Source organism: Mycobacterium sp. E3339 (assembly GCF_001666915.1).
In the GTDB taxonomy this organism is placed as follows: domain Bacteria; phylum Actinomycetota; class Actinomycetes; order Mycobacteriales; family Mycobacteriaceae; genus Mycobacterium.
The window spans coordinates 1-26,782 of the sequence record NZ_LZIZ01000174.1; the positions used below are offsets into that span (position 1 = coordinate 1).

Below are 26,782 nucleotides of genomic sequence, written 5' to 3' on the forward strand. Positions count from 1 at the left end.
TGGCGCGGTCGGTCACGCACGGCATCGTCCCCGGGCTGGCCGGGGGTCCATGGCACTGGGACCGGTGGGCGCCGGCCTCGCCGTGGGCCACCCCGCCGCCGGCGGTGATGGCGCTGGGCTGGCTGGTGCTGGCCGGCGCGCTGGCGGTCTCCTTGGTGCGCAAGCGGCGCATCGCGCCGGTGTGGCTGACCGCGGCCGGCTATGCCGTCGCCTGCCAGGTGCCGATCTATTTGATGCGCTCGTCGAAGCAGACCGCGCTGGAACTGGCCCAAACCCTGCGCTATTTCCCGGATCTCGTCTTCGTGCTGGCGCTGCTGGCCGCCGTGGCGTTCTGCGCGCCGAACCGGCCCGCCGGGCCGCGCTGGCTGGACGCCTCCCCCAGACGTGCCGTGGTGACGCTGGGTTTGGCGGTGTCGTTCGTGGCCAGCAGCCTCTATTCGACGGCCACGTTCTTGACCAGCTGGCGGGACAATCCGGCCCAGCCCTACCTGCAGAACGCGCGGGCGGGTTTGGCCGCGGCGAACGCCGCCGCCACGGCGCCGCTGCTGGATCAGGAGGTCGACCCGATGGTGCTGCAGCGGGTGGCGGCACCCGAGAACCTCGCCAGCCACATGTTCGCCCTGCTGCGGGACAGGCCCGAATTCGCCCCGGCCACAACGCAATTGCGCATGCTGGACAGCGCGGGTCGGCTGGTCAAGGCGCGGGTGACCTGGGTGCGGACCATCGCGCCGGGACCCATGCCGCAATGCGGGTACTTCGCGCAACCGGACAAGCCGGCGCGGTTGGTGCTCGACGGGCCGCTGTTGCCCGCCGACTGGACCGTCGAAATCAACTACCTGGCCAACAGCGACGGAACGATGACGTTGTCGCTGACGCAGGGACCCGACGTCAGGGTCCCCGTGCACCCGGGGCTCAACCGCGTCTTCGCCCGGCTGCCCGGCGCGGGGGACGCGATCACCGTGCGGGCCAACACCACCGCGCTGGCGTTGTGCATCGCCTCGGGTCCGGTGGGCTTCCTGGCGCCGGCCTAGCCGGCTTCGTGCGTCATGCCAGCGTGACGCCGGGCGGCGACGGTCACGCTGGCGCGACGTTCGGTGCGGAAAGTGTGAAACTGTGGAGCCGCCTAGGAGAATCGAACTCCTGACCTATTCATTACGAGTGAATCGCTCTACCGACTGAGCTAAGGCGGCACGGCGGCACGAGTCTACGGCAGGCCGGGGTGGCCCGCCAAAGTCCGGGCGATCAATCCCGCAGCTCCTGGCCGAAGGTGGCCACCATGGCGTCGACGGCGAACTTGGGCTTGACGTTGATCGCCAGCGCCTCGCGGCACTCCAGCACCGCCTCGATGCACCGCAGCAGCCGCTGCGGCGGCGCGTGCGCCGCCAGCGCCGACGCCCGCTCGGCCATGTCGGGGTGGTTGGGCCGCACCGCCCCCGCCCCCGCCGAGACCAGGAGCGCATCGCGGAAATAGGTCGCCAGGTCGATCAGCGCCCGGTCCAGGGCGTCGCGGGAGGCCCGGGTCTGGCGCGACTTCTGGCGCCGTTCGAGGTCTTTCATCGCGCCGGTGGCACCCCGCAGCGCCCCGGCGGTGCCCTTGCCGGTGCCGCCGGCGCCCAGGGCCGTCCGCAGCTCCTCGGTCTCGGCCTCGGCGCGGTCCGCGGTGAGCACCACCGCCTCGGTTTCGGCCGCGGCCACCAGCTCCTCGGCGGCGGCATAGGCCCGCGACGGCGTCGCGGCGTCGCGGACCAGGGCCAGCGCCCGCTCGCGGCGCGCCCGCGCCTCGGCGTCGGTCGCCAGCCGCCGCGCCCGGCCCACGTGGCCGCCGCTGACCGACGCCGCCCAGTTCGCGGTCTCGGGGGTCAGGCCGTCGCTGTCGATCAGCACGCGCGCGATCGCCTCGGTCGGCGGGGTGACCAGCGCGACGTGCCGGCAGCGGGAACGCAGCGTGATGGCGATGTCCTCGGGGTCCACCGACGGCGCGCACAGCAGGAACACCGTCGACGGCGGCGGTTCCTCGACGACCTTGAGCAGCGCGTTGGCCGCGCCCTCGGTCAGCCGGTCGGCGTCCTCGATCACCACGATCTGGCGATGCCCGGTGGCCGGGCGCCGCGACGCGATCTGCACGATGCCGCGCATCTCGTCGACGCCGATGGACAGCCCCTCGGGCACCACCCGGCGCACGTCGGCGTGGGTGCCGGCCATCGTCGTGGTGCACGCCCGGCATTGCCCGCACCCGGGTTCCCCGGGTGAGGTGCACTGCAGCGCGGCCGCGAAGCAGAGCGCCGCGACCGAGCGCCCCGACCCCGGGGGACCCGTGATCAGCCACGCATGTGTCATAGTCCCGGCGCCCGCATCGCTGTGAACCACGTCACCGCGGGCCGCCCTGGCGGCCGCGAGCAGCTCGGCCGTCACCACGTCCTGGCCTACCAGCCGCGTAAACACCCCGGACATCACCGGCAACATTAGCCACCCCCGCCGACATATACCGATCGGCCACCGGATCGCGACAATCCCGTTACATTTCCCCCCTTTTCGGCCGGTCGGGCGCCGCAGTGGGATGGTTGGAAGTTTCCGAAGAGTCACTGCCGACCGATACGGTGGGATCGTGGCAACACCGGCAGCACTGCCCGGGCGGATCAGCGGATTCGTCCGGTGGGTGGTGCGCACCCCGTGGCCACTGTTCTCGCTGAGCATGCTGCAGGCCGACATCATCGGCGCCCTCTTCGTGCTCGGCTTCCTGCGGTACGCCCTGCCCCCCGAGGACCGCATCCAGCTGCAGGACCTGCCCGTGCTCAACCTGGCCCTGTTCGGGACGGCCCTGGTGGTGCTGTTCCTGGCCGGCTGGATGGTCAACCTGAAACTGCTGATGCCGGTCTTCCGCTGGCAGCGCCGCGACAACCTGCTCGCCGAGGCGGACCCGGCCGCCACCGAGCTGGCCCGCAGCCGCGCGCTGCGGATGCCGTTCTATCGCACGCTGATCAGCATGGTGGCCTGGTGCATCGGCGGCGTGGTGTTCATCATCGCCAGCTGGTCGGTCGCCCGGTTCGCCGCGCCGGTCGTGGCCGTCGCGACCGGGCTCGGCGCGGCGGCGACCGCCATCATCGGCTACCTGCAGTCCGAGCGGGTGCTGCGGCCGGTGGCCGTGGCGGCCCTGCGCAGCGGCGTGCCCGAGAACGTTCAGGCGCCCGGCGTCATCCTGCGCCAGATCCTGACGTGGATGCTGTCCACCGCCGTGCCGGTGCTCGCGATCGTGCTGGCCGTGATGGCGGACAAGGCGTCCCTGCTGCACGCCACCCCGGAAAAGCTGTTCACCCCCATCCTGTTGCTGGCGCTGGCGGCGCTGGGCATCGGCTTCGTCAGCACCCTGCTGGTGGCCATGTCGATCGCCGACCCGCTGCGGCAGCTGCGCTGGGCGCTGTCGGAGGTGCAGCGCGGAAACTACAACGCGCACATGCAGATCTACGACGCCAGCGAGCTGGGCCTGCTGCAGGCGGGCTTCAACGACATGGTGCGTGACCTGTCCGAGCGGCAGCGGCTGCGCGACCTGTTCGGCCGCTACGTGGGTGAGGACGTGGCCCGCCGGGCGCTGGAGCGCGGCACCGAGCTGGGTGGTCAGGAGCGCCACGTCGCCGTCCTGTTCGTCGACCTGGTCGGCTCCACCAAGCTCGCGGCGACGCGACCGCCCGCCGAGGTGGTCCACCTGCTGAACGAGTTCTTCCGGGTGGTGGTCGAAACCGTGGGCCGGCACGGCGGTTTCGTGAACAAGTTCCAGGGCGACGCGGCGCTGGCCATCTTCGGCGCGCCGATCGAACACCCCGACGCTTCGGGCGGCGCGCTCGCCGCGGCCCGCGAGCTGCACGACGAGCTGCTCCCGGTGATCGGCTCGGCGGAGTTCGGGATCGGGGTGTCGGCGGGCAGGGCGATCGCCGGGCACATCGGCGCGCAGGCCCGCTTCGAGTACACGGTCATCGGCGACCCGGTCAACGAGGCCGCCCGGCTGACCGAGCTGGCCAAACTCGAGCCCGGCCACGTGCTGGCGTCGGCGATCGCGGTCAGCGGCGCGCTGGACGCCGAGGCCCTGTGCTGGGATGTCGGCGAGGTCGTCGAATTGCGCGGGCGCACCGCGCCCACCCAGCTGGCCCGGCCCGTGCATCTGGCCGGATCCCCGGAGCCCCAGCAATCCCAGCCCGTGCGGGCGCCCGAGGAGGTGCCCAGCGAGGCGATCGGCCCGGGCTTCTAGGCCGGGCTAGTTGCGCTTGGCGGCTTTCTTGGCCGGGGCCTTCTTGCGGGCGGACTTCTTCGCCGGACGCTTCACCGGGCCGCGCGCCCGACGGTCGGCCAGCAGTTCGGCGGCGCGTTCGTCGGTGATCGACAGGACGTCGTCGCCCTTGCGCAGGCTCGCGTTGGTCTCGCCGTCGGTGACGTACGGCCCGAACCGGCCGTCCTTGATCACCATCGGCTTGCCGGTCGCCGGGTCGGTGCCCAGCTCGCGCAACGGCGGCGCGGCCGCGGCCTGCCTGCCGCGGCGTTTGGGCTCCGCGTAGATCTTCAGCGCCTCGTCCAGCGTGATCTCGAAGATCTGGTCCTCGGTGGACAGCGAGCGAGAATCGGTGCCGCGCTTCAGGTATGGGCCGTAACGACCGTTCTGCGCGGTGATCTCCTCGCCGGTCTGCGGGTCCACGCCGACCACCCGGGGCAGCGACAGCAGCTTCAGCGCGTCGGAGAGGGTGACCGTTTGCAGGTCCATGCTGCGCAGCAGCGAGCCGGTGCGCGGCTTGGGGCCGGTCGGCTTCTTGCCCTTCTTCGCCGGGGCGCCGCCGTCCTCCTCGCCGGGGGGTTCGGGCAGGATCTCGGTCACGTACGGCCCGTACCGGCCGTCCTTGGCGACGATCTCGTGCCCCGTTTCCGGGTCGACCCCCAACGTGCGGCCCTCTTGCGGCGTGGCGAACAGCTGCTCGGCCACCTCCAACGTCAGCTCGTCGGGCGTCAGCGAGTCGTTGAGGTTGGCGCGCTGAGGCTTTGGCTCGCCGTCATCGCCAGCGACCATGCGTTCCAGGTAAGGCCCGTTCTTGCCCACCCGGACATACACGGGACGACCCTGCTCGTCGTCAAACAGCTTGATGGAGTTGACTTCTCGCGCGTCGATGCCTTCGAGGTTGACGCCGACGAGCTTCTTCAGGCCGCCGGAGCGGGCCACCGAATCGGCCACGCCGTGTTCGCCGCCGAAGTAGAAGCGGTTGAGCCAGTCGGTGCGCCGCTCCTGCCCCGACGCGATCGCGTCGAGCTCGTCCTCCATCGCGGCGGTGAAGTCGTAATCGACCAACCGGCCGAAATGCTGCTCCAGCAAACCGGTTACGGCGAACGCGACCCAGGACGGCACGAGGGCGCTGCCCTTCTTGTGCACGTAGCCGCGGTCCTGGATGGTCTTGATGATCGACGAGTAGGTCGACGGGCGGCCGATGCCCAGCTCCTCGAGCGCCTTGACCAGCGACGCCTCGGTGTAGCGCGCCGGCGGGTTGGTGGCGTGGCCGTCGGGCGTGAGCTCGATCGCGTCCAGCCGCTGGCCCTGCGTCAGCTGCGGCAGCCGGCTCTCGGCGTCGTCGGCCTCGCCGCCCGCCAATTCGTCGACGGTTTCCACGTAGGCCTTCAGGAAGCCGGCGAAGGTGATGGTGCGGCCGCTGGCCGAGAACAGGACGTCGCGCCCGCCCGACTGGCCGCCGATCCGCAGGCTAAGCGTGGTGCCGCGCGCGTCGGCCATCTGCGAGGCCACCGTGCGCTGCCAGATCAGCTCGTAGAGCCGGAACTCGTCGCCGTCGAGCTCGCGGCGCACCGCGTCGGGAGTGGCGAACGTCTCACCGGCGGGCCGGATGGCCTCGTGCGCCTCCTGCGCGTTCTTCACCTTGCGGGTGTACTGGCGCGGCGACGGCGAGACGTATTCCTCGCCGTAGAGCTGACGCGCCTGCGTGCGGGCGGCGTTGATGGCCGACTGCGACAGCGTCGTCGAGTCGGTACGCATATAGGTGATGTAGCCGTTCTCGTAGAGCCGCTGCGCGATGCTCATGGTGCGCTCCGAGGAGAACCGCAGCTTGCGGCCGGCCTCCTGCTGCAGCGTCGACGTCATGAACGGCGCGTAGGGCCGGCGGGTGTAGGGCTTCTCCTCCACCGAGGCGACGGCCAGCTGGGCCCCGCGCAGCCCGGTGGCCAGCTCCGTGGCCTGGGCCTCGTCCAGGACGATGACCTCGTCGGCCTTGCGCAGCTGGCCCAGCGAGTCGAAATCGCGGCCCGTCGCCACGCGCAGGCCGTCGACGCCGGCCAGCCGAGCGGTGAACGTGGGCGGGGAGGCCTGTGGGTCGGACACGCTGGCGTCCAGCCGGGCCAGGATGTCCCAGTAGGAGGCGCTGCGGAACGCCATGCGGTCGCGTTCCCGCTGCACGATGATGCGCGTGGCCACCGACTGGACGCGGCCCGCGGACAGCTTGGGCGCGACCTTCTTCCAGAGCACCGGGCTGACCTCGTAGCCGTACAGCCGGTCCAGGATGCGGCGGGTCTCCTGCGCGTCGACCAGGTCGATGTCCAGGTCACGAGGGTTTTCGGCGGCCTCGAGGATGGCCGGTTCGGTGATCTCGTGGAACACCATCCGCTTGACCGGGATGTTCGGCTTCAGGGTTTCCAGCAGGTGCCAGGCGATGGCTTCGCCCTCGCGGTCACCATCCGTGGCGAGATAGAGCTCGTCGACGCCCTTCAGCAGGCCCTTGAGTTCGCTGACCGTGCTCTTTTTCTCCGGGCTGATGATGTAGAGCGGTTCGAAGTCGTGGTCGACGTTGACGCCCAGCCGGGCCCACGGCTCCGACTTGTACTTGGCCGGCACGTCGGCGGCGGCGCGGGGCAGGTCGCGGATGTGGCCGCGGGAGGATTCGACGATGTAGTTGGAGCCCAGGTAGCCGGCCAGTTTGCGCGCCTTGGTAGGCGACTCGACGATGACGAGTCGCCTACGGCTCCCAGTCCGGCCGCTTTCGCGGTCCGTGAGATTCGGGTCGGCCAACTACGCTTACGCTCCATCCTTGATCTGGGCCCCACTGCGGGGCCGCCCCGCAGAAGAATGACAGGCCGGCGTCAGAAATTCCGGGGAAATTCAGATACGCCAGCGTTCCTTCGCCTTCGGGCATCTGACAATTTCGCACCCTTGACCGCGACTGCGCAAACCGGCCGCCGCAGCCGCAAATGTTTTCCCGCGGTTATACCCGCGGCCAGACCGATGTCGCGTCAACGCCGTCCGGCGCGTCGCCCACGTTCTCTACCAGGCGCGATAGCCGACGGCGGCCGCTGATCCGAAGCGCCGGGCGCCCGCCGCGGGTGCCGATCAATGTCGGGGCGATTCCGACCCGCATCAAAGCCGACGCCAGCGGGGAATGGGTGTCGGGCGCGTGGGGATCCAGGCCCAACAGGTAATGGTCGCCCTCGGGGTGACCGGCCGCCAGTGTCCACGCCCGCAATTCGCGGGGTCCGGGCAGCCAGCGCGGCGGCACGGTCTTCACCGCGCCGCGCGTCCATTCGGCGGCCAAACCGACCAAGGACGCCGTGACCGCGGTCCGCACCAGCGGGGTGTCCTCGTCGGTGCGACCGATCTCGGGTTCCAGCCCCGCCTCGCGGATCATCTCGGCCAGCGCCTCGGCGCGCCACGGCTGATCCACTACCACGGACAGCCGCGCGCCCTGCGCCTCGGGACCGCCGACCATCACGATTTGACCGGAAGCCGCCAGCACCCCGGACAGATCGGCGACCGCGGGCGGCACCGACTCCGCTGTGAAGAAGGAAAGCTGGCTCACGCCAACGACAGTAGGCCAGGTCTACCATCCGCGTCTTGAACCAACCGGCGCGGCGAGGAGTTTCGCGAGCTTAGCCGCAATACGAAAACCCCCCGGCGGGCCCGCTGGGCGGGACTGCACGGGGGGTCCGTTGAGAGTCGGCTCGTCCGTTAGACGGAGCGGACTCCGGTGGCCTGGGGGCCCTTAGGGCTGTGGCCGATTTCGAACTCGACCTTCTGGTTTTCTTCGAGGGTGCGGAAGCCCGAACCCTGGATCTCCGTGTAGTGGACAAACACGTCAGCGGAGCCGTCTTCGGGGGCAATGAACCCGAAGCCCTTCTCCGCGTTGAACCACTTCACAGTTCCCTGTGGCATCTCTCGATCTTTCCTTTTCTTCTGGGTGCGGGGCATCGCTTTTCGATGCCCCGGGCCTGGTACGACCGCCATACCTCGCTCAGTCGCCGGAACTTCACCCGACCGATTAACCTCGCAGGAACCGCGGCCGCAACGATAGATCCTGCGAAGTTTTGACACGAACACAGAAGCTGCGACCGCAAATAGTCAACCATGTTCATCGCTTCGGCGACAGACTTGCGTCCCCCAGGCGTGTAAGGAGGGTGTGAACTTGGCGAGTTTCGGCAGCGAGCTGCTCGCCGCCGCGCTCGCCGGTACCGCCCCCGACGAGCACCCGCTGCGCCACGTCGCCGAGCTGCCGCCGCGAAGCGGCCGGCCGCACAATTGGCCAGCGTGGGCCGAGCCCGACGTGGTGCGCGCCTTCACCGACCGCGGCGTCGGTTCCCCCTGGTCACACCAGTCGGCGGCCGCGGAACTGGCACACGCCGGCCGGCACGTGGTGGTGAGCACCGGGACCGCGTCGGGCAAGTCGTTGGCCTATCAGCTGCCCGTCCTCAACGCGCTGGCCACCGACCCGCGCGGCCGCGTGCTCTACCTGTCCCCGACGAAGGCGCTGGGCCACGACCAATTGCGCGCCGCGCACGCGTTGACGGCCGCCATCCCGCGGTGCCAGGACGTGGCTCCCACCGCCTATGACGGCGACAGCCCCCCGGAAGTCCGCCGTTTCGCGCGAGAGCGGTCCCGCTGGTTGTTTTCCAATCCCGACATGATCCACCTGTCGATCCTGCGCAACCATGCCCGCTGGGCCGTGCTGCTGCGGGGCCTTCGGTTCGTGATCGTCGACGAATGCCATTACTACCGCGGGGTTTTCGGATCCAACGTGGCGATGGTGCTGCGCCGGTTGCTGCGGCTGTGCGCGCGCTACTCTTCGGCGCCCACGGTGATCTTCGCCAGCGCGACGACCGATGCACCGGGCGCGACGGCCGCCGAGCTGATCGGGCTTCCGGTCGAGGAGGTCACGGAGGACGGATCGCCACAGGGCGCCCGGACGGTGGCGCTGTGGGAGCCGGCGCTGCGGGCGGATCTGCTCGGCGAGAACGGCGCGCCGGTGCGCCGCTCCGCCGGCGCGGAGGCGGCGCGGGTGATGGCGGACCTGGTCGCCGAGGGAGCGCAAACGCTGACGTTCGTCCGGTCGCGCCGCGCCGCGGAGTTGACCGCGCTGGGCACCCAGGCCCGGCTGGACGAGATCGCCCCGGATCTTTCCGGCAAGGTGGCGTCGTACCGGGCCGGCTATCTCGCCGAGGACCGGACGGCGCTCGAGCGCGCCCTCGCCGAGGGGCGGCTGCGCGGCCTGGCCACCACGAATGCCCTGGAGCTGGGCGTCGACATCGCGGGGCTGGACGCCGTGGTGCTCGCCGGGTTCCCCGGGACGGTCGCCTCGTTCTGGCAGCAGGCCGGCCGCTCGGGCCGCCGCGGGCAGGGGGCGTTGGTGGTGCTGATCGCCCGCGACGACCCGCTGGACACGTTTCTGGTGCACAACCCGGCCGCGCTGCTGGGCAAGCCCGTGGAGCGGGTGGTGATCGACCCGGCCAACCCTTACATCGTGGCGCCCCAATTACTATGCGCCGCAACCGAAATGCCGCTAGACGACGCCGAGGTGCGTGACTTCGGCGCCATCGAGGTGGCCGAGGGCCTGGTCGACGACGGGCTGCTGCGGCGCCGCAACGGCAAGTACTTTCCCGCGGCCGGCCTCGAACCGCATGGGGCGGTGGACATCCGGGGCTCGGCGGGCGGCCAGATCGTCATCGTCGAGGCCGACACCGGGCGGTTGTTGGGCAGCACCGGTGTCGGTCAGGCCCCGGCGTCGGTGCACCCGGGCGCCGTCTACCTGCATCAGGGCGAAAGCTACGTCGTCGACTCGCTGGACCTCGAGGACGCGATCGCGTTCGTGCACGCCGAGGACCCCGGTTACGCGACGTTTGCGCGGGAGATCACCGACATCGCCGTCACCGGCACCGGGGAGCGCAAGCAGTTCGGACCGGTCACCCTGGGCCTGGTGCCGGTGACCGTCACCCACCAGGTGGTGGGCTATCTGCGCCGCCGGCTGTCCGGGGAGGTGATCGACTTCATCGAGTTGGACATGCCCGAACACACGCTGGCGACCACCGCGGTGATGTACACCATCACCGAGGATGCGTTGGCGCGCACGGGGATTGACGCACCGCGGATCCCGGGTTCGCTGCACGCCGCCGAGCACGCCGCGATCGGCCTGCTGCCGCTGGTGGCCAGCTGCGATCGCGGCGACATCGGCGGCTTGTCCACCGCCGTGGGACCGGACGCGGCGGGGCTGCCCAGCGTCTTCGTGTACGACGGCTATCCGGGGGGAGCCGGTTTCGCCGAACGCGGCTATCGCAAGGTGAGTACCTGGTTGGGCGCGACCGCAGCCGCCATCGAGTCATGTGAATGCCCACGCGGGTGTCCGTCGTGCGTGCAATCACCCAAGTGCGGCAACGGCAACGACCCACTCGACAAGGCGGGCGCGGTGCGCGTGCTGCGGTTGGTCCTCGCGGAGCTGGCCCGCGCGTGAGCAACCACGCGGATGACGACCGACCCCTCGACGGCCGACCCCACGAATACGCCCGGTGCCGCACAGTGCCGATCGCATTACCTGCTGCTCAAGAAACGATGGCGGGCTGTGGCGCGGGCCAACCAACTCATCGGTGAGCGGGTCGTCGGCCCCGCCGCGCGGGCGCAGCAGCAAACTACCAGGGCCGCGGCGGCATGGCAACCATGCCCGCGCGCCGATGAGCCCGAAGGCTTTGCCGCAGAGCGCGATAGCGCATTTCCAGAGCCGGACCGAGACGGCCGGCGGACCCGAGGTCCCGAGAACCCGCCGCCCCGCCGTAAAATCGGGCGCATGGCCCACGACTGGTTGCTCGTGGAGACGCTGGGGGGCGAGCCCACCGTGGTGGCGCAGGGACGTCAACTGAAGAACCTCGTCCCCATCACCACGTTCATGCGCCGTAGCCCCTATCTGGCCGCGGTGCGGACGGCGATCGCCGAAACCGTACAGACCGGGCAGAGCCTGACGAGCATCACGCCCAAGCGCGACCGCGTGATTCGCACCGAACCGGTGGTGATGTCGGACGGCTTCATCCACGGCGTGCACGTGTGGACCGGACCCGCCGACGTCGAACCGCCCGAGCGGCCGACCCCGGGACCCCTGAAGTGGGACCTGACCCAGGGCGTCGCCACCGACACCCGGGAGTCGTTGACCAACAGCGGAAAGAATCCCGAGGTGGAGGTCACTTTCGGCAGGGCCTTCGCCGAAGACCTGCCGTCGCGCGAGCTCAACCCCAACGAAACCAAGGTTCTTGCCATGGCCGTTAAGGCCAAGCCCGATCAAACCATTTGCAGCACTTGGGATCTCACTGACTGGCAGGGCACTCCCATGCGGATCGGTTTCGTGGCGCGCACCGGCCTGGAGGAGGGTCCCGACGGCCGCGACCACCTGATCGCGCGGGCGATCAACTGGCGCGCCGAGCTCAAGGGCCCCCCGGTGTCGACCGATGATCTGGCGCAACGGATCCTGAGCGGACTGGCCCAGGCCGGCGTCCACCGCGCGCTGATCGACCTGAAGAACTGGGCGCTGCTGAAATGGCTGGACGAACCCTGCACCTTCTACGACTGGCGGGGCAGCGAGACCGGCAAGCCGAAGGTCCACCCCGACGACCAGCACCTGGTGGCGTCGATGACCGAGGAATTCGCCCGGGGCGCCACCAGCCGGGTGTTGCGAATGCCCGCCGTCGACGATAGGTGGGTGCCGGTGCACGTCACCGTCAACCGGGTGGAGCTCGAACCGGACACCTACGCCGGGCTGGTCTCGCTGCGGTTGCCGTCCGATGAGGAGCTCGCCGCCGCCGGGCGGCCGGACGGCGACCCGGCGGCCTAGCCACGAACCGGCCCCGCCCGCGCGGCGGCACCGGCCGCACCACCGAAGACCGGCACCCGGACGGTGACGACGACGTCGAGGTCCTCCACCACGCAACCGGCGTCGCGGGCCCGCATCCGGTGTGCGACCGCCGTCGCGCGGGCGCAGGCCGCTTCGGGCCCGGCCGGCAGCCGGGCGGCCGCGGCCAGCGCGGCCAGATCGGCGGCCGCCTGCGCGCGATGCCGCGCCACCACCACCGCACCGAGGTACGCCCCGGCCCCCGTAACGGACAGCAGCACCGCCACCAACCAGGCCGCGACCAGGGTGGCCGCGCCCCGATCATCCCGAGGGCTCGGCCACCGAAACAGCCTTGGCCGCAATCTCGATCGCCGGCAACAACTTCGAGTGCGCCACCACGGTGGCCACCACGAACTCACCGTCGCGGTGCACCTCGACGCGCGCCCCGCCGGGGGCGACGCGGCGGGCGACGCCCACCGCCGAGCCCTCGTCCCCGCGGGCGGCCAGGCGGGCGGCCTCCCGGGCGGCGTCCACGCAGCGCACCTGCATCGACACCGCCGTGATGCCGGCCAGACACAGCACCAGCACGACGACGAGCGTGGCGATGCCCAGCGCGGCCTCGACGGTGGCGGCACCGGCACTGCCGGCTAGGCCTTGGTGTTGAGCGCGCGGCCGATGATGTTGGTCAGCGCCGACACGATGGAGTCGCCGGTCACGACGGTGTACAGGATCGCCCCGAAGGCGGCCGCCGCCACGGTGCCGATGGCGTACTCGACCGTGGACATGCCCGACTCGTCGGACGCCAACACCGTCACCCGGGCGACGATGACCCGAATCATGTTGTACAGCAATGGTTTCCTTTCTCCTCACCATAATCCAGACTGGAAGACATCGCCGGCGAGCCCGGCCACCACCGGAACGATCCCCAGGCACACGAACGCCGGCAAAAAGCACACCCCGAGCGGGCCGGCGATCAGCACCCCGGCGCGCTCGGCGGCGGCGGTGGCCGCGTGCGCGGCGTCGTGACGGGATTGGTCGGCCAGCTCGGCGACGCCCTCGGCCAGCGCCGCGCCCGAGGCCGCCGAACGCCGAGCCAACCGCAGCAACGCCTCGACCTGGGCATCGGCACCTACCTCCGGCGAAACCGCCCACGCGACAACCGGATCCGCGCCCAACGCCAGCAGGTCGGCCGCTCGCCGCAGCACGCGGGCCAACACCGGCGGGCCGGCCGTCGCGGCGGCGGCCGCCGCGGTGGCCACCGCCATGCCCGCGCCCAGGCACACGGCCAGCACGTCGAAACAGGACGCGACCGCCAGCGGATCGGGGCCGCGCGCCGGCCTGCGCCCCGGGCGCCGCCGACGCTCGCGGGCCGCGATCCGCGCCCGCGCCCGGACCAGCGACGGCCCGGGTCCGATCCACGCGGCCACCGCGAGAAACAGCGCCGCCGCGGTCACGCCCCGACCCGATCGGTGATGCGGTCCGCCCAGCACAGGCCCGCGCACGCCAGCGTGGAACCGACGACCAGGAGCCAGCCGCCCGCACGCCCGTCGAGCAGGAAGGCCAGCGGCCGCGCACCGATCGATTGGCCCAGCAGCACGCCGAGCACCGGCAGGCCCGCCAGAACGGCAGCGGTGGCGCGCGCGCCGGCCATGTTCGACGTGACCCGCGCCGAAAAGCGTTGCCGTTCGGCGATATCGCGCTGGGCCGCGCGCATCAGCGTCGCGATCGCCAGGCCGTGGTCGCTGGCCAGCTGCCAGCACAGCGCGAGGCGATCCCAATGCGGCGGCAGCGCCGACGATTTCGCGGCGGCGCGCAGGCCGGCCGCGACGTCGGCCCCGAGCCTGGCGCGGGCCGCGACCGCCCGCAAGGACGCCGCGACCGCGCCGGTGGTTTCACCGGCGGCCACCCCGAACGCACGCACGGGATGGGACCCGACGCGCAATTCACCGACGAGCACGTCGAGCGCGCCCTCCAGCGTTTGGCCCTCGCGCAGTGCGCATCGGATGCGGTGGCGGCGGCGAGCGCGCGCGCTCGCGGTCGCGCCCACGACCGCGACGGCCAGCACCGTCGTCAGCGGCAGCACCGCGGCGGCCGCACCCGCGACCCCTACCGCAAGACAGGCCGCCGCGCGCGGGCGCCACCGACGGTTCGGCGTCACCGGCGCGAGGCGGCGCCCGGGTGACGGCGGCAGCACGATGAGCGCGAGCGCCAACAGCAGCGCGCCGGCCGTCGCCCCGTTCATGCCGGCATCCGGCTCTGCAACAACCGTTTCAGCGATCCCGCGTCGTCGGTCACGCCGCCGTCGGCGTGCCAGACCGTGACCGCCCGCACCCGCCCCTCGACCGCGCGCAGCACCGCGATTTCGCCGAGCCGGCGCCGCCCGGTGCGATCCCGCGTGACGTGCAACAGCACCTGCACGGCCGCGGCGAGTTGGCTGTGCAGCGCCGCGCGATCGAGGCCGCCGAGCGCGCCGAGGGCCTCCAGCCGGGCGGGCACCTCGGCCGGGTTGTTCGCGTGCACCGTGCCCGCTCCCCCGTCGTGGCCGGTGTTCAACGCGGCGAGCAGATCGACCACCTCCGCGCCCCGCACCTCGCCGACCACGATGCGGTCGGGCCGCATCCGCAGGGCCTGCCGAACGAGTTGGCGCACCGGAACCTCGCCCACCCCTTCGACATTGGCGCACCGCGCGACGAGCTTCACCAGGTGCGGATGCCGGGGCGCCAGCTCGGCGGCATCCTCGACGCACACGATTCGTTCGGTGGGCGCCACGGCGCCGAGCATCGCCGCGAGCAAGGTCGTCTTGCCGGCCCCGGTTCCGCCGCACACCAGGAACGCCAACCGGGCCGCGATGATGTCTTCGACCAGGGCGGCGGCCTCGGGCGCCAAGGCGCCGGCCGCGGTCAGGGCCGCCAGGTCCTGACTGGCCGGCCGCAACACCCGCAGCGACAAGCAGGTGCCCCCGGCCGCCACGGGCGGCAGCACCGCGTGTAACCGCACCGCGAACCCGGCGCCGACGCCGGTCAGCTGCCCGTCCACCCACGGCTGCGCGTCGTCCAGGCGCCGGCCGGCGGCCAGCGCCAGCCGCTGCGCCAGGCGCCGCACCGCCGCCTCGTCGGCGAACCGAACCTCAGTGCGCCGCAACCCATTCCCGTCGTCGACCCACACCGCGTCGGGCGCGGTGACCAACACGTCGGTGGTGCCGTCCGCACACAGCAACGGGTCGAGGATGCCGGCGCCGGTCAGCTCGGTCTGCAGCACCCGCAGGTTGGCCAACACCTCGGTGTCGCCCAGCATCCCGCCGGACTCGGCCCGGATCGCGGCCGCCACGGCGTTCGGGCCCAACGGAGACCCCAGCGGTCCGGCTTCGGCGGCCAGCCGCTCACGCACCCGGTCGATCAGCGAACCGCTCACGCGGCCCTACCGTTTCGCGCCGGACCCGACGATGCGCGCGGCAGCACGGTGAGCACCTGGCGGGCCGCCGCCGCGAGCGCGGATCGTCGCCCGAGTCGCAGGCCGCCGCACTCGAGCTGCTCGGCGACCCGGGGTTCGGCCCTCATCGCCGCCAGCAACGGCAGCCCGGTGATGTCGGCGATCTCACCGGCCCGCAACCCGCCCGGCGACGGGCCCCGCACCACCAACCCCACGTTGGGATTGATGGCGGCCAGCACGGGGGCGAGCGCACCCGTCGCCGCGCACGCGGGCACGTCGCAGCGGCTGACCACGACGACGAGGTCGGCGGCGTCCAGCGCGGCCTGCGCGGCGTCGGTGAGACGGCGCGGAAGGTCACAGATCACGGTGACCGCGCCGCGGCGGCCGGCATCGACGATGGCGTGCACCGGCCCGGCCGCCAACTCGTATCCGCGCCGAGTGCCGGACAGCACGCTGACCCCGCGGTGTCGCGGCAACGCCTCCCGCGCCGCCGACCAGTTCAGCCGGCCGCCCTGCAGGGCGAGGTCCGGCCAGCGCAGGCCGGGCGCGGTCTCGGCGCCCAGCAGCAGATCGATGCCCCCGCCCCACGGGTCGAGGTCGACCAGCACCGCGTCGGCGGCGGCCTGCGCCAGGGCGGCCGCCAGCGTTGACGCGCCGGCCCCGCCGCACCCCCCGACGACCGCGACCACTTCGCCGCGCGACCCGTCGTCGCGCGACGATTCGACGGCCTCGGCGAGCGCGCGGACCAACCCGGCCTCCTGCTCGGGCAGCCGCAGCACGCACTCGGCGCCGACCGCGACGGCCGCCGCCCACGCCGCGGTCGCCGGGTCACCCGCGGTCAGCACGGCGACGTGAGCGCGGCGCGGCAGCGCCGCCCGCCCGCACCGGTCGGCCGCCGTTTCGTCCAGCACGACGGCCGCGGCCGCCGACCACGTCCTGCGACTCACGGCACCGCCCGCGTGGACCACGCGGACACCGACGGCCGCCGCCACGCGGTCGAATTCCCGGCGCAGTTCCGCATCCGCCAACACCGCCAGCACGCCCGCGGGCTCGGCCTGAGAGGTGCTCGTCACGGACCCACCCTGTCGGACCCGCGATATTGGACACCAGTCCCAAATACCGATTTGGGGATAGAGACGCGAGTGTGCACAAAGCGCGTCGGCCGGGGAGCGGCCGGCACACAGAAGTCGCAATGTCCGCAACCACGTGAACGCCGCGCCACGCGGCACGTCAAAGAGGATCTGACCCCAGAAAAGGGACGACCCCCGCCAGGGGGGGAGGAGGCGAGGGTCGTCGTGCATCAGCCCCGGGGGGTCGGGCTGATACACCCTCGGCTCAGGCCGAGTAATGCTTACTATACACATGACTAGCGGCGGTAACGCAAGGGCTCTTCTCCAGGAAAGAACACGTTGAGCCGCAAAAACAGTGCGTTACCGCCGGTCCCACACTGCTGAGCGCGTTTCGGCCCCGGAACCGGGGCCCGGGCGCACGGCCGACATATGCTGGGTCGGTGACCGTCTTCGACCCGGCCGCGGAGCAGCACACGGCGGCGGCCACCGCTCCCCGGGCCCGCACCGCGGCCTTCTTCGACCTGGACAAGACGATCATCGCCAAGTCCAGCACGCTGGCTTTCAGCAAACCCTTCTTCAACCAGGGACTGCTGAACCGCCGCGCCGTGCTCAAATCGAGCTACGCCCAGTTCATCTATCTGCTCTCCGGTGCTGATCATGACCAGATGGACCGGATGCGCATCCACATGACGAACATGGTCGCCGGCTGGGACGTGGAACAGGTCAAGTCGATCGTCAACGAAACGCTGCACGACATCGTGACCCCGCTGGTGTTCGCCGAGGCCGCGGACCTGATCGCCGCGCACAAGCTGTGCGGCCGCGACGTGGTCGTGGTCTCCGCCTCCGGCGAGGAGATCGTCGCGCCGATCGCCCGCGCCCTGGGCGCCACCCACGCGATGGCGACCCGCATGGTGGTGGAGGACGGCCGGTACACCGGCGAGATCGCGTTCTACTGCTACGGCGAGGGCAAGGTGCAAGCGATCCGCGAGCTGGCCGCGCGCGAGGGCTACCCGCTTCAGCACTGCTACGCCTATTCCGACTCGATCACCGACCTGCCGATGCTCGAGTCCGTCGGCCACCCCAGCGTGGTGAATCCGGACCGCGGATTGCGCCGGGAAGCCGTCGAGCGTGGTTGGCCCGTGTTGTCGTTCTCCAAACCGGTGTCGCTGCGCGATCGCATCCCCGCCCCGTCGGGCGCCGCGATCGCGACGACCGCCGCGGTGGGCGTCAGCGCGCTGGCCGCGGGCGCGGTCACCTACTCGCTGTTGCGCCGGTTCGCGTTCTAGCCGGCACCGCGATTCGCAGCAAACTCCGATGCCACTTCGCTCCCCGGCTTTTGCAAAATTGGGCCTTGCTGCGCTAGGGGTCTAGTAGTACAAAGGAACCACGGAAGCCCGGTGAGGCCAAGGTCGATCCGGAAGAGAAGGTTCGTTCTCCCGACCCGGGCGCCCAGCACGGTGCTCGGCACCCACGCGGAGTCATAGCCGCGAAAATGGCAGAAGTGTTGCGGGCCTGCGTAATTGCGAAATGTGAACGGTGACGACGACCCTTTGGGTGGGGTTGCAGCCACAAGCATCGCAAGATCGCCGAGGCCAACCCACGCAGCCCAGAAATGCACGCATGGTAACCGAGCTCCGTGCTAGCGGGCGGCGGACCGAATTCCTTTCGGACGTCGCCCGCTTTGCATTGTTCGGTGCCGTTTTCGTCGGCCGCGGGCTACCGAATCAGCTATCGACTGGACAGCGAATCGGCGATCGCCCACGCCTCCTGCGCACCGGCGCGGATCGCGCGGCAACACAGCACCAGCCAGGCCCCCACCCCGTCCGCGGTACCGCCGGCGAAACCTTCGGCCGCATCGCGATAATCGGCGGGCTGCCGCATCCAATTCACCTCGGGCACGCCCAACCCGTGCGGGTCCAAGCCGCTGGCGATGGTGACCAACCGCGACACCGCTCGGGCCACCACCCCGTCCGCGCTGCCGAAGGGCCGCAGCGTCAGCAGCTCCCCATGCGCGACGGCGGCCACCACCGGCGCCGGCGCCCGGGTGCCGCCGCTGACCAACTCCGCCAGCAACTCCAGCCGCGGCCCGACGCCGGCGTCGGCGCGGGGCCGGCCCAGCCGTTCCTCGTCGACCTGGTCGGCCGCCGCCAGCATGTGCAGTCGGGCCAGCGCCTGCAGCGGCGCGCGCCGCCAGATTCCGACCAGCGGCCCCTCGCCGCCCTCCAGCGCCTGGGCCACCCGCAGCGCCCCGCCGAACACCGGGTCGCTGACCGCACCCGCGTCCGCGAGGTCTTCCAGCCGCACGGGACCGCCGTCCAGCACCGAGGATGCACGCGCGGCCCGCAGCGCCGCCTCGGCGGCGGTCACCGGCCAGCCCCGCAGGTTGGCGCGGTGGCGGTGGGCGCGCCCCAGCGCCTCGCGGGCCCGATCGCTGGCCTCGGCGACGCCGGGCAGCTCCATCAGCGGAGCCAGGGGATCAGCGGTCACAGGTTGCCAACCTATCCCGGCTTCACCGATCCGATGTCGGCGCGTGCGGGATGGCCTCCAGCAACTGGCGGGTGTATTCGTGCCGGGGCCGGGCGAACAGCTCCTCGGTGGCGGCGTGCTCCACCACGCGCCCGGCGCGCATCACCAGGACGTCGTCGGCGATCTGACGGATCACGGCCAGGTCGTGGCTGATGAACAGATAGGTGAGCCCCAACTCGGTCTGCAGTTCGGCCAGCAGATCCAGTATCTGCGCCTGCACCAGGACGTCGAGCGCGGAAACCGCCTCGTCGCAGACCAGCATGTCGGGCCGCAACGCCAGCGCCCGAGCGATCGCCACCCGCTGCCGTTGGCCGCCCGACAGTTCGCGGGGTAGCCGCCCCAGGACCGACGACGGCAACGCCACCTGGTCGACGAGCTCGCGCACCGCGCGCTCGCGCTGCCGGCGGTCGCCGACGCGGTGGATGCGCAGCGGTTCCTCGACGGCCCGAAACACCTTGTACATGGGATCGAGGCTGCTGTAGGGGTTTTGGAAGACCGGCTGCACCCGGCGTCGGAGCGCCAATTGCCGATCGCGGTTCAGCGCGGCGTCGACGCGCTCGCCGTCGAAGACGACCGTGCCCGACGTCGGCGGCAGCAGGCCGAGCACCAGCTGCGCCAGCGTGGACTTCCCCGAGCCGGACTCCCCGGCGATCGCCAGGGTGCTCGCTCGCCGCAGGCGGAACGAAACACCGTCGACGGCAAGGAATTCCGCGCGCCGCCACGGTGCTCCGCGGGATTCCCGGTATGCCTTGGTCAGCCCGGAGGCGACGAGGATGTCGTCCGGCGTCCCATCGTTCACCGGCCGTGGCCGGGGCGGGCCTTTGACGGTCACCGAGGGTGCGGCGGCCACCAGCCGCCGGGTGTATTCGTGCTGCGGGCTCCGCAAGATCGACCGCGCCGCACCGGATTCCACCACCACGCCGCCGCGCATGACTACCACCGACTCGGCGCGTTCGGCGGCCAGCGCCAGGTCATGGGTGATCAGCAGCAGCGCGGTGCCGAGTTCCGCGGTGAGCCCCTGCAGGTGGTCGAGCACCTGGCGTTGCACGGTGACGTCCAGCGCCGAGGTCGGTTCGTCGGCGATCAGCAGCCGCGGCCGGCCCGCCAACCCGATCGCGATCAGCGCCCGCTGACACATGCCGCCGGAGAGCTGGTGCGGGTAGCGGCCGGCCTGTTTGTCGGGGTCCCGCATCCCGGCCTGGGCGAGCAGTTCGACCGCCCTTCGCCGGGACCGGCGGTCGGAAGTGTTGGCCCGCAACGCCTCCGCAACCTGGAAGCCCACCTTCCAGACGGGGTTGAGGTTGGTCATCGGGTCCTGGGGGATATAGCCGATCTCGCGGCCCCTGATCGCGCGCAGCGTCCGGCGGTCGGCCCCGGCGATGTCGGAGCCGTCGAAGACGATGCGCCCGGCCGTGATCCGGCCGCCGGTGGGAAGCAGGCCGAGGATCGCGGCCGCCGTGGTGGATTTGCCCGATCCCGATTCCCCCACCACCGCGACGGTGTGGCCGGGTTGGACGGCGAAATCCACGCCGCGGACGGCGGCCTGATCACCGAAGTCGACCTTCAGGCCCTCGACGGAGAGCAGCGGCGTGCCGGTCATGGGCGCCACGCTCGGGACGCCGGGTCCAGGGCGTCGCGCAGCGCGTCGCCCATCATCATGAACGCCAGCACCGTGATCGCCAGCGCGCCGGCGGGATAGAAGAGGATGGGCGATCCCGCCCGCAACCGCGTCTGGGCGAGATTGATGTCACCGCCCCAGGACACCACCGTCGCGGGCAGCCCGACACCCAGGTAGGACAGGGTGGCCTCGGTGACGATGAAAACGCCGAGGGCGATGGTGGCCACCGCGACGACGGGGCCCAAGGCGTTGGGCAGCACGTGGCGGAGCAGGATCTGAAAGCGGCTCAACCCCAGTGCTTTTGCGGCGACCACATAGTCGCTGGCCCGCACGGCAAGCACCGATCCGCGCGCGATGCGGGCCACCTGCGGCCAGCCGAACAGGGCGAGGATGGCGATGACCGTCCACACCGTCCGGTGGTGCAGCACCTGCATGAGCACGATGGCGGCCAGCAGCAGTGGCAGGCCGAAGAACACATCGCTGACGCGGGAGACCACCGCGTCGATCCACCCGCCGTAGAAGCCGGCCAGCGCGCCGAGGGCCCCGCCGACGACGAACACGGCCAGGGCGGCTCCCAGGCCGACGGTGACCGAGGCCCGTGCCCCGTAGACGGTGCGGGCGTAGACGTCGTGGCCCTGCAGGTCGGTGCCGAACCAGTGCGCGCGCGACGGCGGGAGCAGGCTCTGGGCGGGGTCGGCGTAGGCGGGGTCGGCCCCGGTGAACACCGCCGGAAACAGCGCGACCGCGACGACGAACGCGATCAGCAGGCCGGCGACGATGAACTTCGGTCGCCCGCGCAACCCGCGCCAGGCGTCGCGCCAGAAGCCACTGGCCCGTGCCGGCTCAGCCATACCGGATCCTCGGATCCAGTGCGGCATACAGCAGGTCCACCGCCAGGTTGGTGACCAGGTAGATCAGCACCAGCACGGTCACGATCGACACCACGGTCGGCGCCTCCTGCCGGGTGACGGCCTGATAGAGCACGCCGCCGACGCCGTGGACGTTGAAAATGCCTTCTGTCACAATGGCCCCGCCCATCAACGCCCCGAGGTCGGCCCCCAGAAACGTCACGACCGGGATGAGCGAATTGCGCAGGATGTGCACCGTCACCACCCGGGGCCGGGACAACCCATTGGCGGTGGCGGTGCGGACATAGTCGGCGTGCGCGTTGGCGGCCACGGCGGATCGGGTCAGCCGCACGACGTAGGCGAACGACACCGAGCCCAGCACCACGCCGGGCAGCAGCAGCCGCCCGAACGTCGACCGCTCCCCCACCGTGACCGGCGCGATGCCCAGCTTCACCCCGAAAACGAACTGCGCCAGGAATCCCAAGACGAAGATGGGTACCGCGATGATGACCAGCCCGGCGACCAGCACGGTGGAATCGAACAGGCCACCCGTGCGCAGGCCGGCGATCACCCCGAAGGCGATGCCCAGCACCGCCTCGACCACCAGGGCGATCAGCGCGAGCCGCAGCGTGACCGGAAAGGCATGGGCCAGAACGTTACTCACCGGCAGCCCGGAGTAGGACCGGCCCAGGTCACCGTGCAGGACGCCGCCGAGGTAACGCAGGTACTGCACCAGGAACGGGTCGTCGAGGTGGTAGCGCGCCCGCAGTTGCGCCGCGACCTCGGGCGTCAACGGCCGATCCCCGGCCATCACGGCCACCGGGTCACCCGGCAACAGGAAGACCATGCCGTAGATCAACAGCGTGGCGCCGAGGAACACCGGCACCATGACGGCGATCCGGCGCGCGATGTACCAACCCATCTCAGGCCTTGACGATGTTCTCGTAGTCGGGCATGCCGTTCCAGGTCAGCTTGACGCCGCTGACCTGCGGCGACCATCCGACCACCGCGATGTAGTACCACAGCGGCACGGCGGGCATGTCGCGCAACAGGATTCGTTGGGCGAGGTTGACGAGCACGTCCGCCTGATGCAGGTCCGGTGCCGCCTCGGCGGCGGCCAGCCCGGCGTCGAATTCCGGGCTGGAGTATCCGACGTCGTTGGATCCCGCTCCGGTCGCGTACAGCGGGGCCAGGAACTCGATCATCGACGGGTAGTCGCCGATCCAGCCCGCGCGGAACGCGGTGTCGATGCTGCGGTTGGTGATCTGGGTGCGGAAGCCCGCAAACGTCGGGTGCGGCGCGCCGACGGCGTCGATGCCCAGGACGTTCTTGATGCTGTTGGCCACGGCGTCCACCCACTCTTGATGGCCGCTGTCGGCGTTGTAAGCGATCGAGTACCGCCCGCTCCATGGCGAAATCGCATTGGCCTGCGCCCAAAGTTGGCGGGCCCGTTCGGGGTTGAAATCCAGCGCGTCGTTGCCCGGGATGTTCGGGTCGAACCCGGGCAGCGAGCTGGCGGTGAAGTCGCGGGCCGGGCTGCGGGTGGCGTTGAAGATCTGCTGACAGATTTGCGGCCGGTTGACGGCGGCCGACAACGCCAATCGGCGCAGCCGGCCTTCCTCGCCGCCGAAGTGCGGCAGCCGCAACGGCGTGTCCAGCGACTGGCTGACCGCGACGGGCCCGCTGGCGGCGTTGCCGCCGAGGTCACGCTTGAAGATGGTCAGCGCACTGGACGGAATCGTGTCCAGCACATCGAGATTGCCCGACAGCAGGTCGGCGTAGGCGGTGTCCAGGTTGGCGTAGAACTCGAACCTCAGGCCCTTGTTGTGGGGCACGCGATTGCCGTGATAGTCGGGGTTGGGTTTCAGGTCGATCTTGACGTTGTGTTCCCAGGCGGGCCCGTCGGGGCCGTCCGCCAACTCGTAGGGGCCGTTGCCCACCGGGTGGCGGCCGAATGCCGCCATGTCCCGAAACGCCATGTCGGGTAACGGGTAGAACGCGTTGTGTCCCAGCCGCAACGTGAAGTCGACGGTCGGCGCCTTGAGCCGCACATCGAACTCGAGATCGCTGACGACGCGCAGCCCGGACATGGTGGTCTTCCCGCCCCCACCGGGCCCGGCGACGTCGTCGTACCCGACGATCGGGCTGAAAAAGCTTTGTTGCAGTTGGGCATTGGCGCTCAGCGCGCCGTAGTTCCACGCGTCGACGAACGAATGGGCCGTCACCGGCGAGCCGTCGGTGAACTTCCAGCCGGGCTTGAGCGCGATGCGGTAGTTGATGTTGTCGGTTGTCTCGATCGACTGCGCCACCTCCGGAGACGGTTTGCCGGCGGCGTCATACGACACCAAACCGGCGAAAAGTCGGTCCAGGATTCGGCCACCGAGGCTGTCGTTGGTGCCCGTGGGAATCAGCGGGTTCGGCGGCTCGCCACCGTTGACCACCACCAGTTCGGGACTGAGCGCCCCGCCACCGCACGCAGTGAGCGACGCGACCGCCAGGAAGCCGGCGGCGACGAAGGCCGGCAAGGCGTGCGGGGCCCGACGCATAACACCCGACCCTAGGGCCTGAACACCGACTGACGGTCCTCAGACGGGAGTGACGGGGTGCACCTGCAGCGCGCAGGCGTCGATGGTGGCCGGCACGGTCAGGACCACGGTGGTGTCCGGCGGATTGACCAACAGGTCGGTGTAGGTGGGGCACGGGCTGCCGTTCGCGTCGACGGCAAGCCCCTCCACCACGGCCTGCGCCTGGGTGGATAGGGACAGGACGACGGTAGGTGGCACCTCGTTGCCGCCCGGCAGGCCGCCCATGTAGCCGCGCAGCGTGGGCTGGGCGTGAACGAGCGGTCCTCCGGACCCGGAGTCGACGCCGGGGTATCCGGTCAGGGTGCAGGGTTCCGCGCCGCCGGCCAGGCTGAACACCAGCGTGGCCGCGCGGTGGCCCACCGCCGCCTGAGTCGGCGAGGCCGTGACGGCGATCTGGTCCGACCAGCACGGGGTCGGGGCGTCCGCGTTGTCGGTCGGCATGGCCCACGCGGCCGGCCCCAGCGCGGCGCTGGCCGCGTAACCCGTTGCGGCCGCGACAAAGCTGCGAAGTAGTCGCCCGTGATCCGGCACATCGGTGATTATCCGCCACCGGGGCCGGCTTCGACCTCGATTTCAAGCTCCGCTTTTCACCTTGTGGGGCTAGGCTCTCTGACGATCGACGAGCCTCGACACCAGGAGGAAGCCAGTGACCGCCACCGACGCCGTAGGCCCGTCGTCGTATCCCCCGCCGGCGGAGTTCGCCGAGCAGGCCAACGCGGGCGAGGACTTGTACCGCGAGGCCGACGAGGACCGGCTGGCGTTCTGGGGCAAGCAGGCCAATCGGCTGTCGTGGTCGACCCCGTTCACCGAGGTGCTCGACTGGTCGGACGCCCCGTTCGCCAAGTGGTTCGCCGACGGCAAGCTCAACGTCGCCTACAACTGCGTCGACCGGCACGTGGAGGCGGGCCACGGGGATCGCGTCGCCATCCACTGGGAGGGTGAGCCCGGCGACAGCCGCAGCCTGACCTATGCCGACCTACAGGCCGAGGTCTGCAAGGCGGCCAACGCGCTCACCGGCCTCGGACTGGTCGCCGGTGACCGGGCCGCCATCTACATGCCGTTGATCCCCGAAGCGGTGATCGCGATGCTGGCCTGCGCCCGGCTGGGCATCATGCACAGCGTCGTGTTCGCCGGCTTCACCGCGAAGGCGCTGCGGGCCAGGATCGCCGATGCCCAGGCCAAGCTGCTGATCACCAGCGACGGTCAGTTTCGCCGCGGCAAGCCGGCCCCGCTCAAGGACGCGGCCGACGAGGCGGTCTCGGACGCGGACAGCCCGGTCGAGCACCTTCTGGTGGTGCGGCGCACCGGAATCGACGTGTCCTGGAACGGCGACCGTGACCTGTGGTGGCACGACGTCGTCGACGCCGCGTCGCCCGAACACACGCCGGAGCCGTTCGACGCCGAGCAGCCGCTGTTCCTGCTGTACACCTCCGGGACCACCGGCAAGCCCAAGGGCATCGTGCACACCAGCGGCGGCTATCTGACGCAGTCGTCGTACACGCACTACTACATCTTCGACATCAAGCCCGATCGCGACGTCTTCTGGTGCACCGCCGATATCGGCTGGGTCACCGGGCACACCTACGGCGTCTACGGCCCGCTGTCCAACGGGGTCACCGAGGTCCTCTATGAGGGCACGCCCGACTCGCCGACCCAGCACCGGCATTTCGAGATCATCGAAAAGTACGGCGTCACAATCTATTACACGGCGCCCACGCTGATCCGCACGTTCATGAAGTGGGGGCGCGAGATCCCCGACGCGCACGACCTGTCCAGCCTGCGACTGCTGGGCACGGTGGGCGAGCCGATCAACCCCGAGGCGTGGCGCTGGTATCACAAGGTGATCGGCGCCGAGCGCCTCCCGATCGTGGACACCTGGTGGCAGACCGAGACGGGCGCCGCGATGATCTCCCCCCTGCCCGGAGTCGCTGCGGCCAAACCGGGTTCGGCGATGAGGGCGCTGCCGGGCATCTCCGCGAGCATCGTCGACGACCACGGCGAACACCTGACGCCCACCGTCCACCACGGCGAACACATCACCGGCTACCTGGTCTTGGACCAGCCGTGGCCGTCGATGCTGCGCGGCATCTGGGGCGATCCGGAACGCTACGTCGAGACCTACTGGTCCCGGTTCGCCGAGCAGGGCTGGTACTTCGCCGGGGATAGCGCCTATTACGACCGCGACGGCGCCATCTGGGTGGTGGGCCGCATCGACGACGTGATGAACGTGTCCGGGCACCGGCTCTCCAGCGCCGAACTGGAGTCGGCGCTCGTCGGCCACCACGGCGTGGCCGAGGCCGCGGTGGTCGCCAAGACCGACGAGACCACGGGCCAGGCCGTCTGCGCGTTCGTCGTCCTGTGCGCCGAGTACGAAGTGCACGACGGGATCGTCGACGAGCTGCGGGCCGAGGTGGCCAAGGAGATCTCGCCCATCGCCAAGCCGCGGGAGATCCACGTGGTGCCCGAGCTGCCCAAGACCCGCAGCGGCAAGATCATGCGCCGGCTGCTGCGGGACGTCGCCGAAAACCGCGAGCTCGGAGACACGTCGACGCTGCTCGACCCCGGGGTGTTCGACGCGATCCAGGCCTCGAAGTAGCCG

22 protein-coding genes, 1 tRNA gene and 1 pseudogene are annotated in these 26,782 nt (G+C 70.9%); 6 read left to right on the forward strand and 18 right to left on the reverse strand.

Annotation, left to right across the window (positions count from 1 at the left end; genetic code table 11):
- A pseudogene (locus A5702_RS15600) lies at window positions 1–1,031 on the forward strand (hypothetical protein); the annotation flags it as partial.
- Window positions 1,032–1,114: 83 nt separating this feature from the next.
- Here the strand turns inward: A5702_RS15600 and A5702_RS15605 are convergent.
- Both A5702_RS15605 and A5702_RS15610 read right to left on the reverse strand, forming a co-directional pair.
- A tRNA-Thr gene (locus tag A5702_RS15605) sits at window positions 1,115–1,190 on the reverse strand.
- A 52-nt stretch (window positions 1,191–1,242) separates the two neighbouring features.
- Window positions 1,243–2,451 (reverse strand): DNA polymerase III subunit delta', encoded by a 1,209-nt coding sequence (locus tag A5702_RS15610; RefSeq protein WP_068221842.1) that lies wholly within the window; start codon window positions 2,449–2,451, stop codon window positions 1,243–1,245.
- A 106-nt stretch (window positions 2,452–2,557) separates the two neighbouring features.
- Here A5702_RS15610 and A5702_RS15615 point away from each other — a divergent pair, with 106 nt between their 5' ends.
- Window positions 2,558–4,240 carry an adenylate/guanylate cyclase domain-containing protein gene (locus A5702_RS15615; RefSeq protein ID WP_231965062.1) on the forward strand — a complete coding sequence of 561 codons (1,683 nt, stop codon included), beginning with the start codon at window positions 2,558–2,560 and terminating at the stop codon, window positions 4,238–4,240.
- A 6-nt stretch (window positions 4,241–4,246) separates the two neighbouring features.
- Here A5702_RS15615 and topA read toward each other — a convergent pair whose 3' ends face one another.
- From topA to cspA, 3 genes are all read right to left on the reverse strand, one after another.
- Window positions 4,247–7,042 (reverse strand): type I DNA topoisomerase, encoded by a 2,796-nt coding sequence (gene topA / locus A5702_RS15620; protein WP_068221787.1) that lies wholly within the window; start codon window positions 7,040–7,042, stop codon window positions 4,247–4,249.
- Between the two features lie 193 nt (window positions 7,043–7,235).
- Window positions 7,236–7,826, reverse strand: coding sequence for a hypothetical protein (locus A5702_RS15625; RefSeq protein ID WP_055403792.1), 591 nt, complete (start codon window positions 7,824–7,826; stop codon window positions 7,236–7,238).
- Between the two features lie 149 nt (window positions 7,827–7,975).
- Window positions 7,976–8,179 (reverse strand): cold shock protein CspA, encoded by a 204-nt coding sequence (gene cspA / locus A5702_RS15630; RefSeq protein WP_007166602.1) that lies wholly within the window; start codon window positions 8,177–8,179, stop codon window positions 7,976–7,978.
- A gap of 250 nt (window positions 8,180–8,429) precedes the next feature.
- Between cspA and A5702_RS15635 the strand changes: the two genes are divergently transcribed.
- Together A5702_RS15635 and A5702_RS15640 are read left to right on the forward strand one after the other, a co-directional pair.
- Window positions 8,430–10,745, forward strand: a complete 2,316-nt coding sequence (locus A5702_RS15635) for a DEAD/DEAH box helicase (protein WP_068221844.1) — start codon at window positions 8,430–8,432, stop codon at window positions 10,743–10,745.
- 330 nt (window positions 10,746–11,075) lie between these two features.
- Window positions 11,076–12,110: a PAS domain-containing protein gene (locus A5702_RS15640; RefSeq protein ID WP_068221789.1), complete on the forward strand. Its 1,035-nt coding sequence runs from the start codon at window positions 11,076–11,078 to the stop codon at window positions 12,108–12,110.
- Here A5702_RS15640 and A5702_RS15645 read toward each other — a convergent pair.
- Genes A5702_RS15645 through ssd form a run of 7 tightly spaced genes read right to left on the reverse strand, consistent with a single transcriptional unit; the run spans window position 12,107 to window position 16,567 of the window.
- Entirely contained in the window at window positions 12,107–12,388 is a 282-nt protein-coding gene (locus A5702_RS15645) for an Rv3654c family TadE-like protein (protein ID WP_369817920.1), read from the reverse strand. The genes A5702_RS15640 and A5702_RS15645 overlap by 4 nt on opposite strands.
- A gap of 40 nt (window positions 12,389–12,428) precedes the next feature.
- Window positions 12,429–12,719 (reverse strand): TadE family type IV pilus minor pilin, encoded by a 291-nt coding sequence (locus tag A5702_RS15650; RefSeq protein ID WP_082459892.1) that lies wholly within the window; start codon window positions 12,717–12,719, stop codon window positions 12,429–12,431.
- 35 nt (window positions 12,720–12,754) lie between these two features.
- Window positions 12,755–12,946 carry a DUF4244 domain-containing protein gene (locus tag A5702_RS15655; protein WP_055403811.1) on the reverse strand — a complete coding sequence of 64 codons (192 nt, stop codon included), beginning with the start codon at window positions 12,944–12,946 and terminating at the stop codon, window positions 12,755–12,757.
- Between the two features lie 27 nt (window positions 12,947–12,973).
- Window positions 12,974–13,561: a type II secretion system F family protein gene (locus A5702_RS15660; RefSeq protein WP_197506574.1), complete on the reverse strand. Its 588-nt coding sequence runs from the start codon at window positions 13,559–13,561 to the stop codon at window positions 12,974–12,976.
- Entirely contained in the window at window positions 13,558–14,349 is a 792-nt protein-coding gene (locus tag A5702_RS15665; protein ID WP_068221791.1) for a type II secretion system F family protein, read from the reverse strand. Before A5702_RS15665 ends, A5702_RS15660 begins: the two co-directional genes overlap by 4 nt.
- Window positions 14,346–15,518: a TadA family conjugal transfer-associated ATPase gene (locus A5702_RS15670; RefSeq protein WP_068221793.1), complete on the reverse strand. Its 1,173-nt coding sequence runs from the start codon at window positions 15,516–15,518 to the stop codon at window positions 14,346–14,348. Before A5702_RS15670 ends, A5702_RS15665 begins: the two co-directional genes overlap by 4 nt.
- Window positions 15,515–16,567, reverse strand: coding sequence for a septum site-determining protein Ssd (gene ssd / locus A5702_RS15675; RefSeq protein ID WP_082956084.1), 1,053 nt, complete (start codon window positions 16,565–16,567; stop codon window positions 15,515–15,517). The genes A5702_RS15670 and ssd overlap by 4 nt, the downstream gene beginning before the upstream one ends.
- A gap of 479 nt (window positions 16,568–17,046) precedes the next feature.
- Between ssd and A5702_RS15680 the strand changes: the two genes are divergently transcribed.
- Window positions 17,047–17,892, forward strand: coding sequence for an HAD-IB family hydrolase (locus A5702_RS15680; RefSeq protein WP_055404050.1), 846 nt, complete (start codon window positions 17,047–17,049; stop codon window positions 17,890–17,892).
- 442 nt (window positions 17,893–18,334) lie between these two features.
- Here the strand turns inward: A5702_RS15680 and A5702_RS15685 are convergent, their stop codons facing one another.
- Genes A5702_RS15685 through A5702_RS15710 form a run of 6 tightly spaced genes read right to left on the reverse strand, consistent with a single transcriptional unit; the run spans window position 18,335 to window position 24,714 of the window.
- Window positions 18,335–19,093 (reverse strand): oxidoreductase, encoded by a 759-nt coding sequence (locus tag A5702_RS15685; RefSeq protein WP_068221795.1) that lies wholly within the window; start codon window positions 19,091–19,093, stop codon window positions 18,335–18,337.
- Between the two features lie 22 nt (window positions 19,094–19,115).
- Window positions 19,116–20,732 (reverse strand): ABC transporter ATP-binding protein, encoded by a 1,617-nt coding sequence (locus tag A5702_RS15690; protein ID WP_068221852.1) that lies wholly within the window; start codon window positions 20,730–20,732, stop codon window positions 19,116–19,118.
- Window positions 20,729–21,601 (reverse strand): ABC transporter permease, encoded by an 873-nt coding sequence (locus A5702_RS15695; protein ID WP_068221797.1) that lies wholly within the window; start codon window positions 21,599–21,601, stop codon window positions 20,729–20,731. The genes A5702_RS15690 and A5702_RS15695 overlap by 4 nt, the downstream gene beginning before the upstream one ends.
- The gene (locus tag A5702_RS15700) at window positions 21,594–22,520 is read right to left on the reverse strand and encodes an ABC transporter permease (RefSeq protein WP_068221799.1); all 927 of its coding nucleotides are present in this window, start codon (window positions 22,518–22,520) and stop codon (window positions 21,594–21,596) included. Before A5702_RS15700 ends, A5702_RS15695 begins: the two co-directional genes overlap by 8 nt.
- A 1-nt stretch (window position 22,521) precedes the next feature.
- The gene (locus A5702_RS15705) at window positions 22,522–24,144 is read right to left on the reverse strand and encodes an ABC transporter substrate-binding protein (protein ID WP_068221801.1); all 1,623 of its coding nucleotides are present in this window, start codon (window positions 24,142–24,144) and stop codon (window positions 22,522–22,524) included.
- 39 nt (window positions 24,145–24,183) lie between these two features.
- Window positions 24,184–24,714, reverse strand: coding sequence for a DUF4232 domain-containing protein (locus A5702_RS15710; RefSeq protein WP_369808543.1), 531 nt, complete (start codon window positions 24,712–24,714; stop codon window positions 24,184–24,186).
- A gap of 115 nt (window positions 24,715–24,829) precedes the next feature.
- On the opposite strand from A5702_RS15710, the gene acs reads away from it, so the two are divergent.
- A complete protein-coding gene (gene acs / locus A5702_RS15715) occupies window positions 24,830–26,779 on the forward strand; it encodes an acetate--CoA ligase (protein ID WP_067818693.1) in 1,950 nt (649 codons plus the stop codon).
- Window positions 26,780–26,782: the final 3 nt, after the last annotated feature.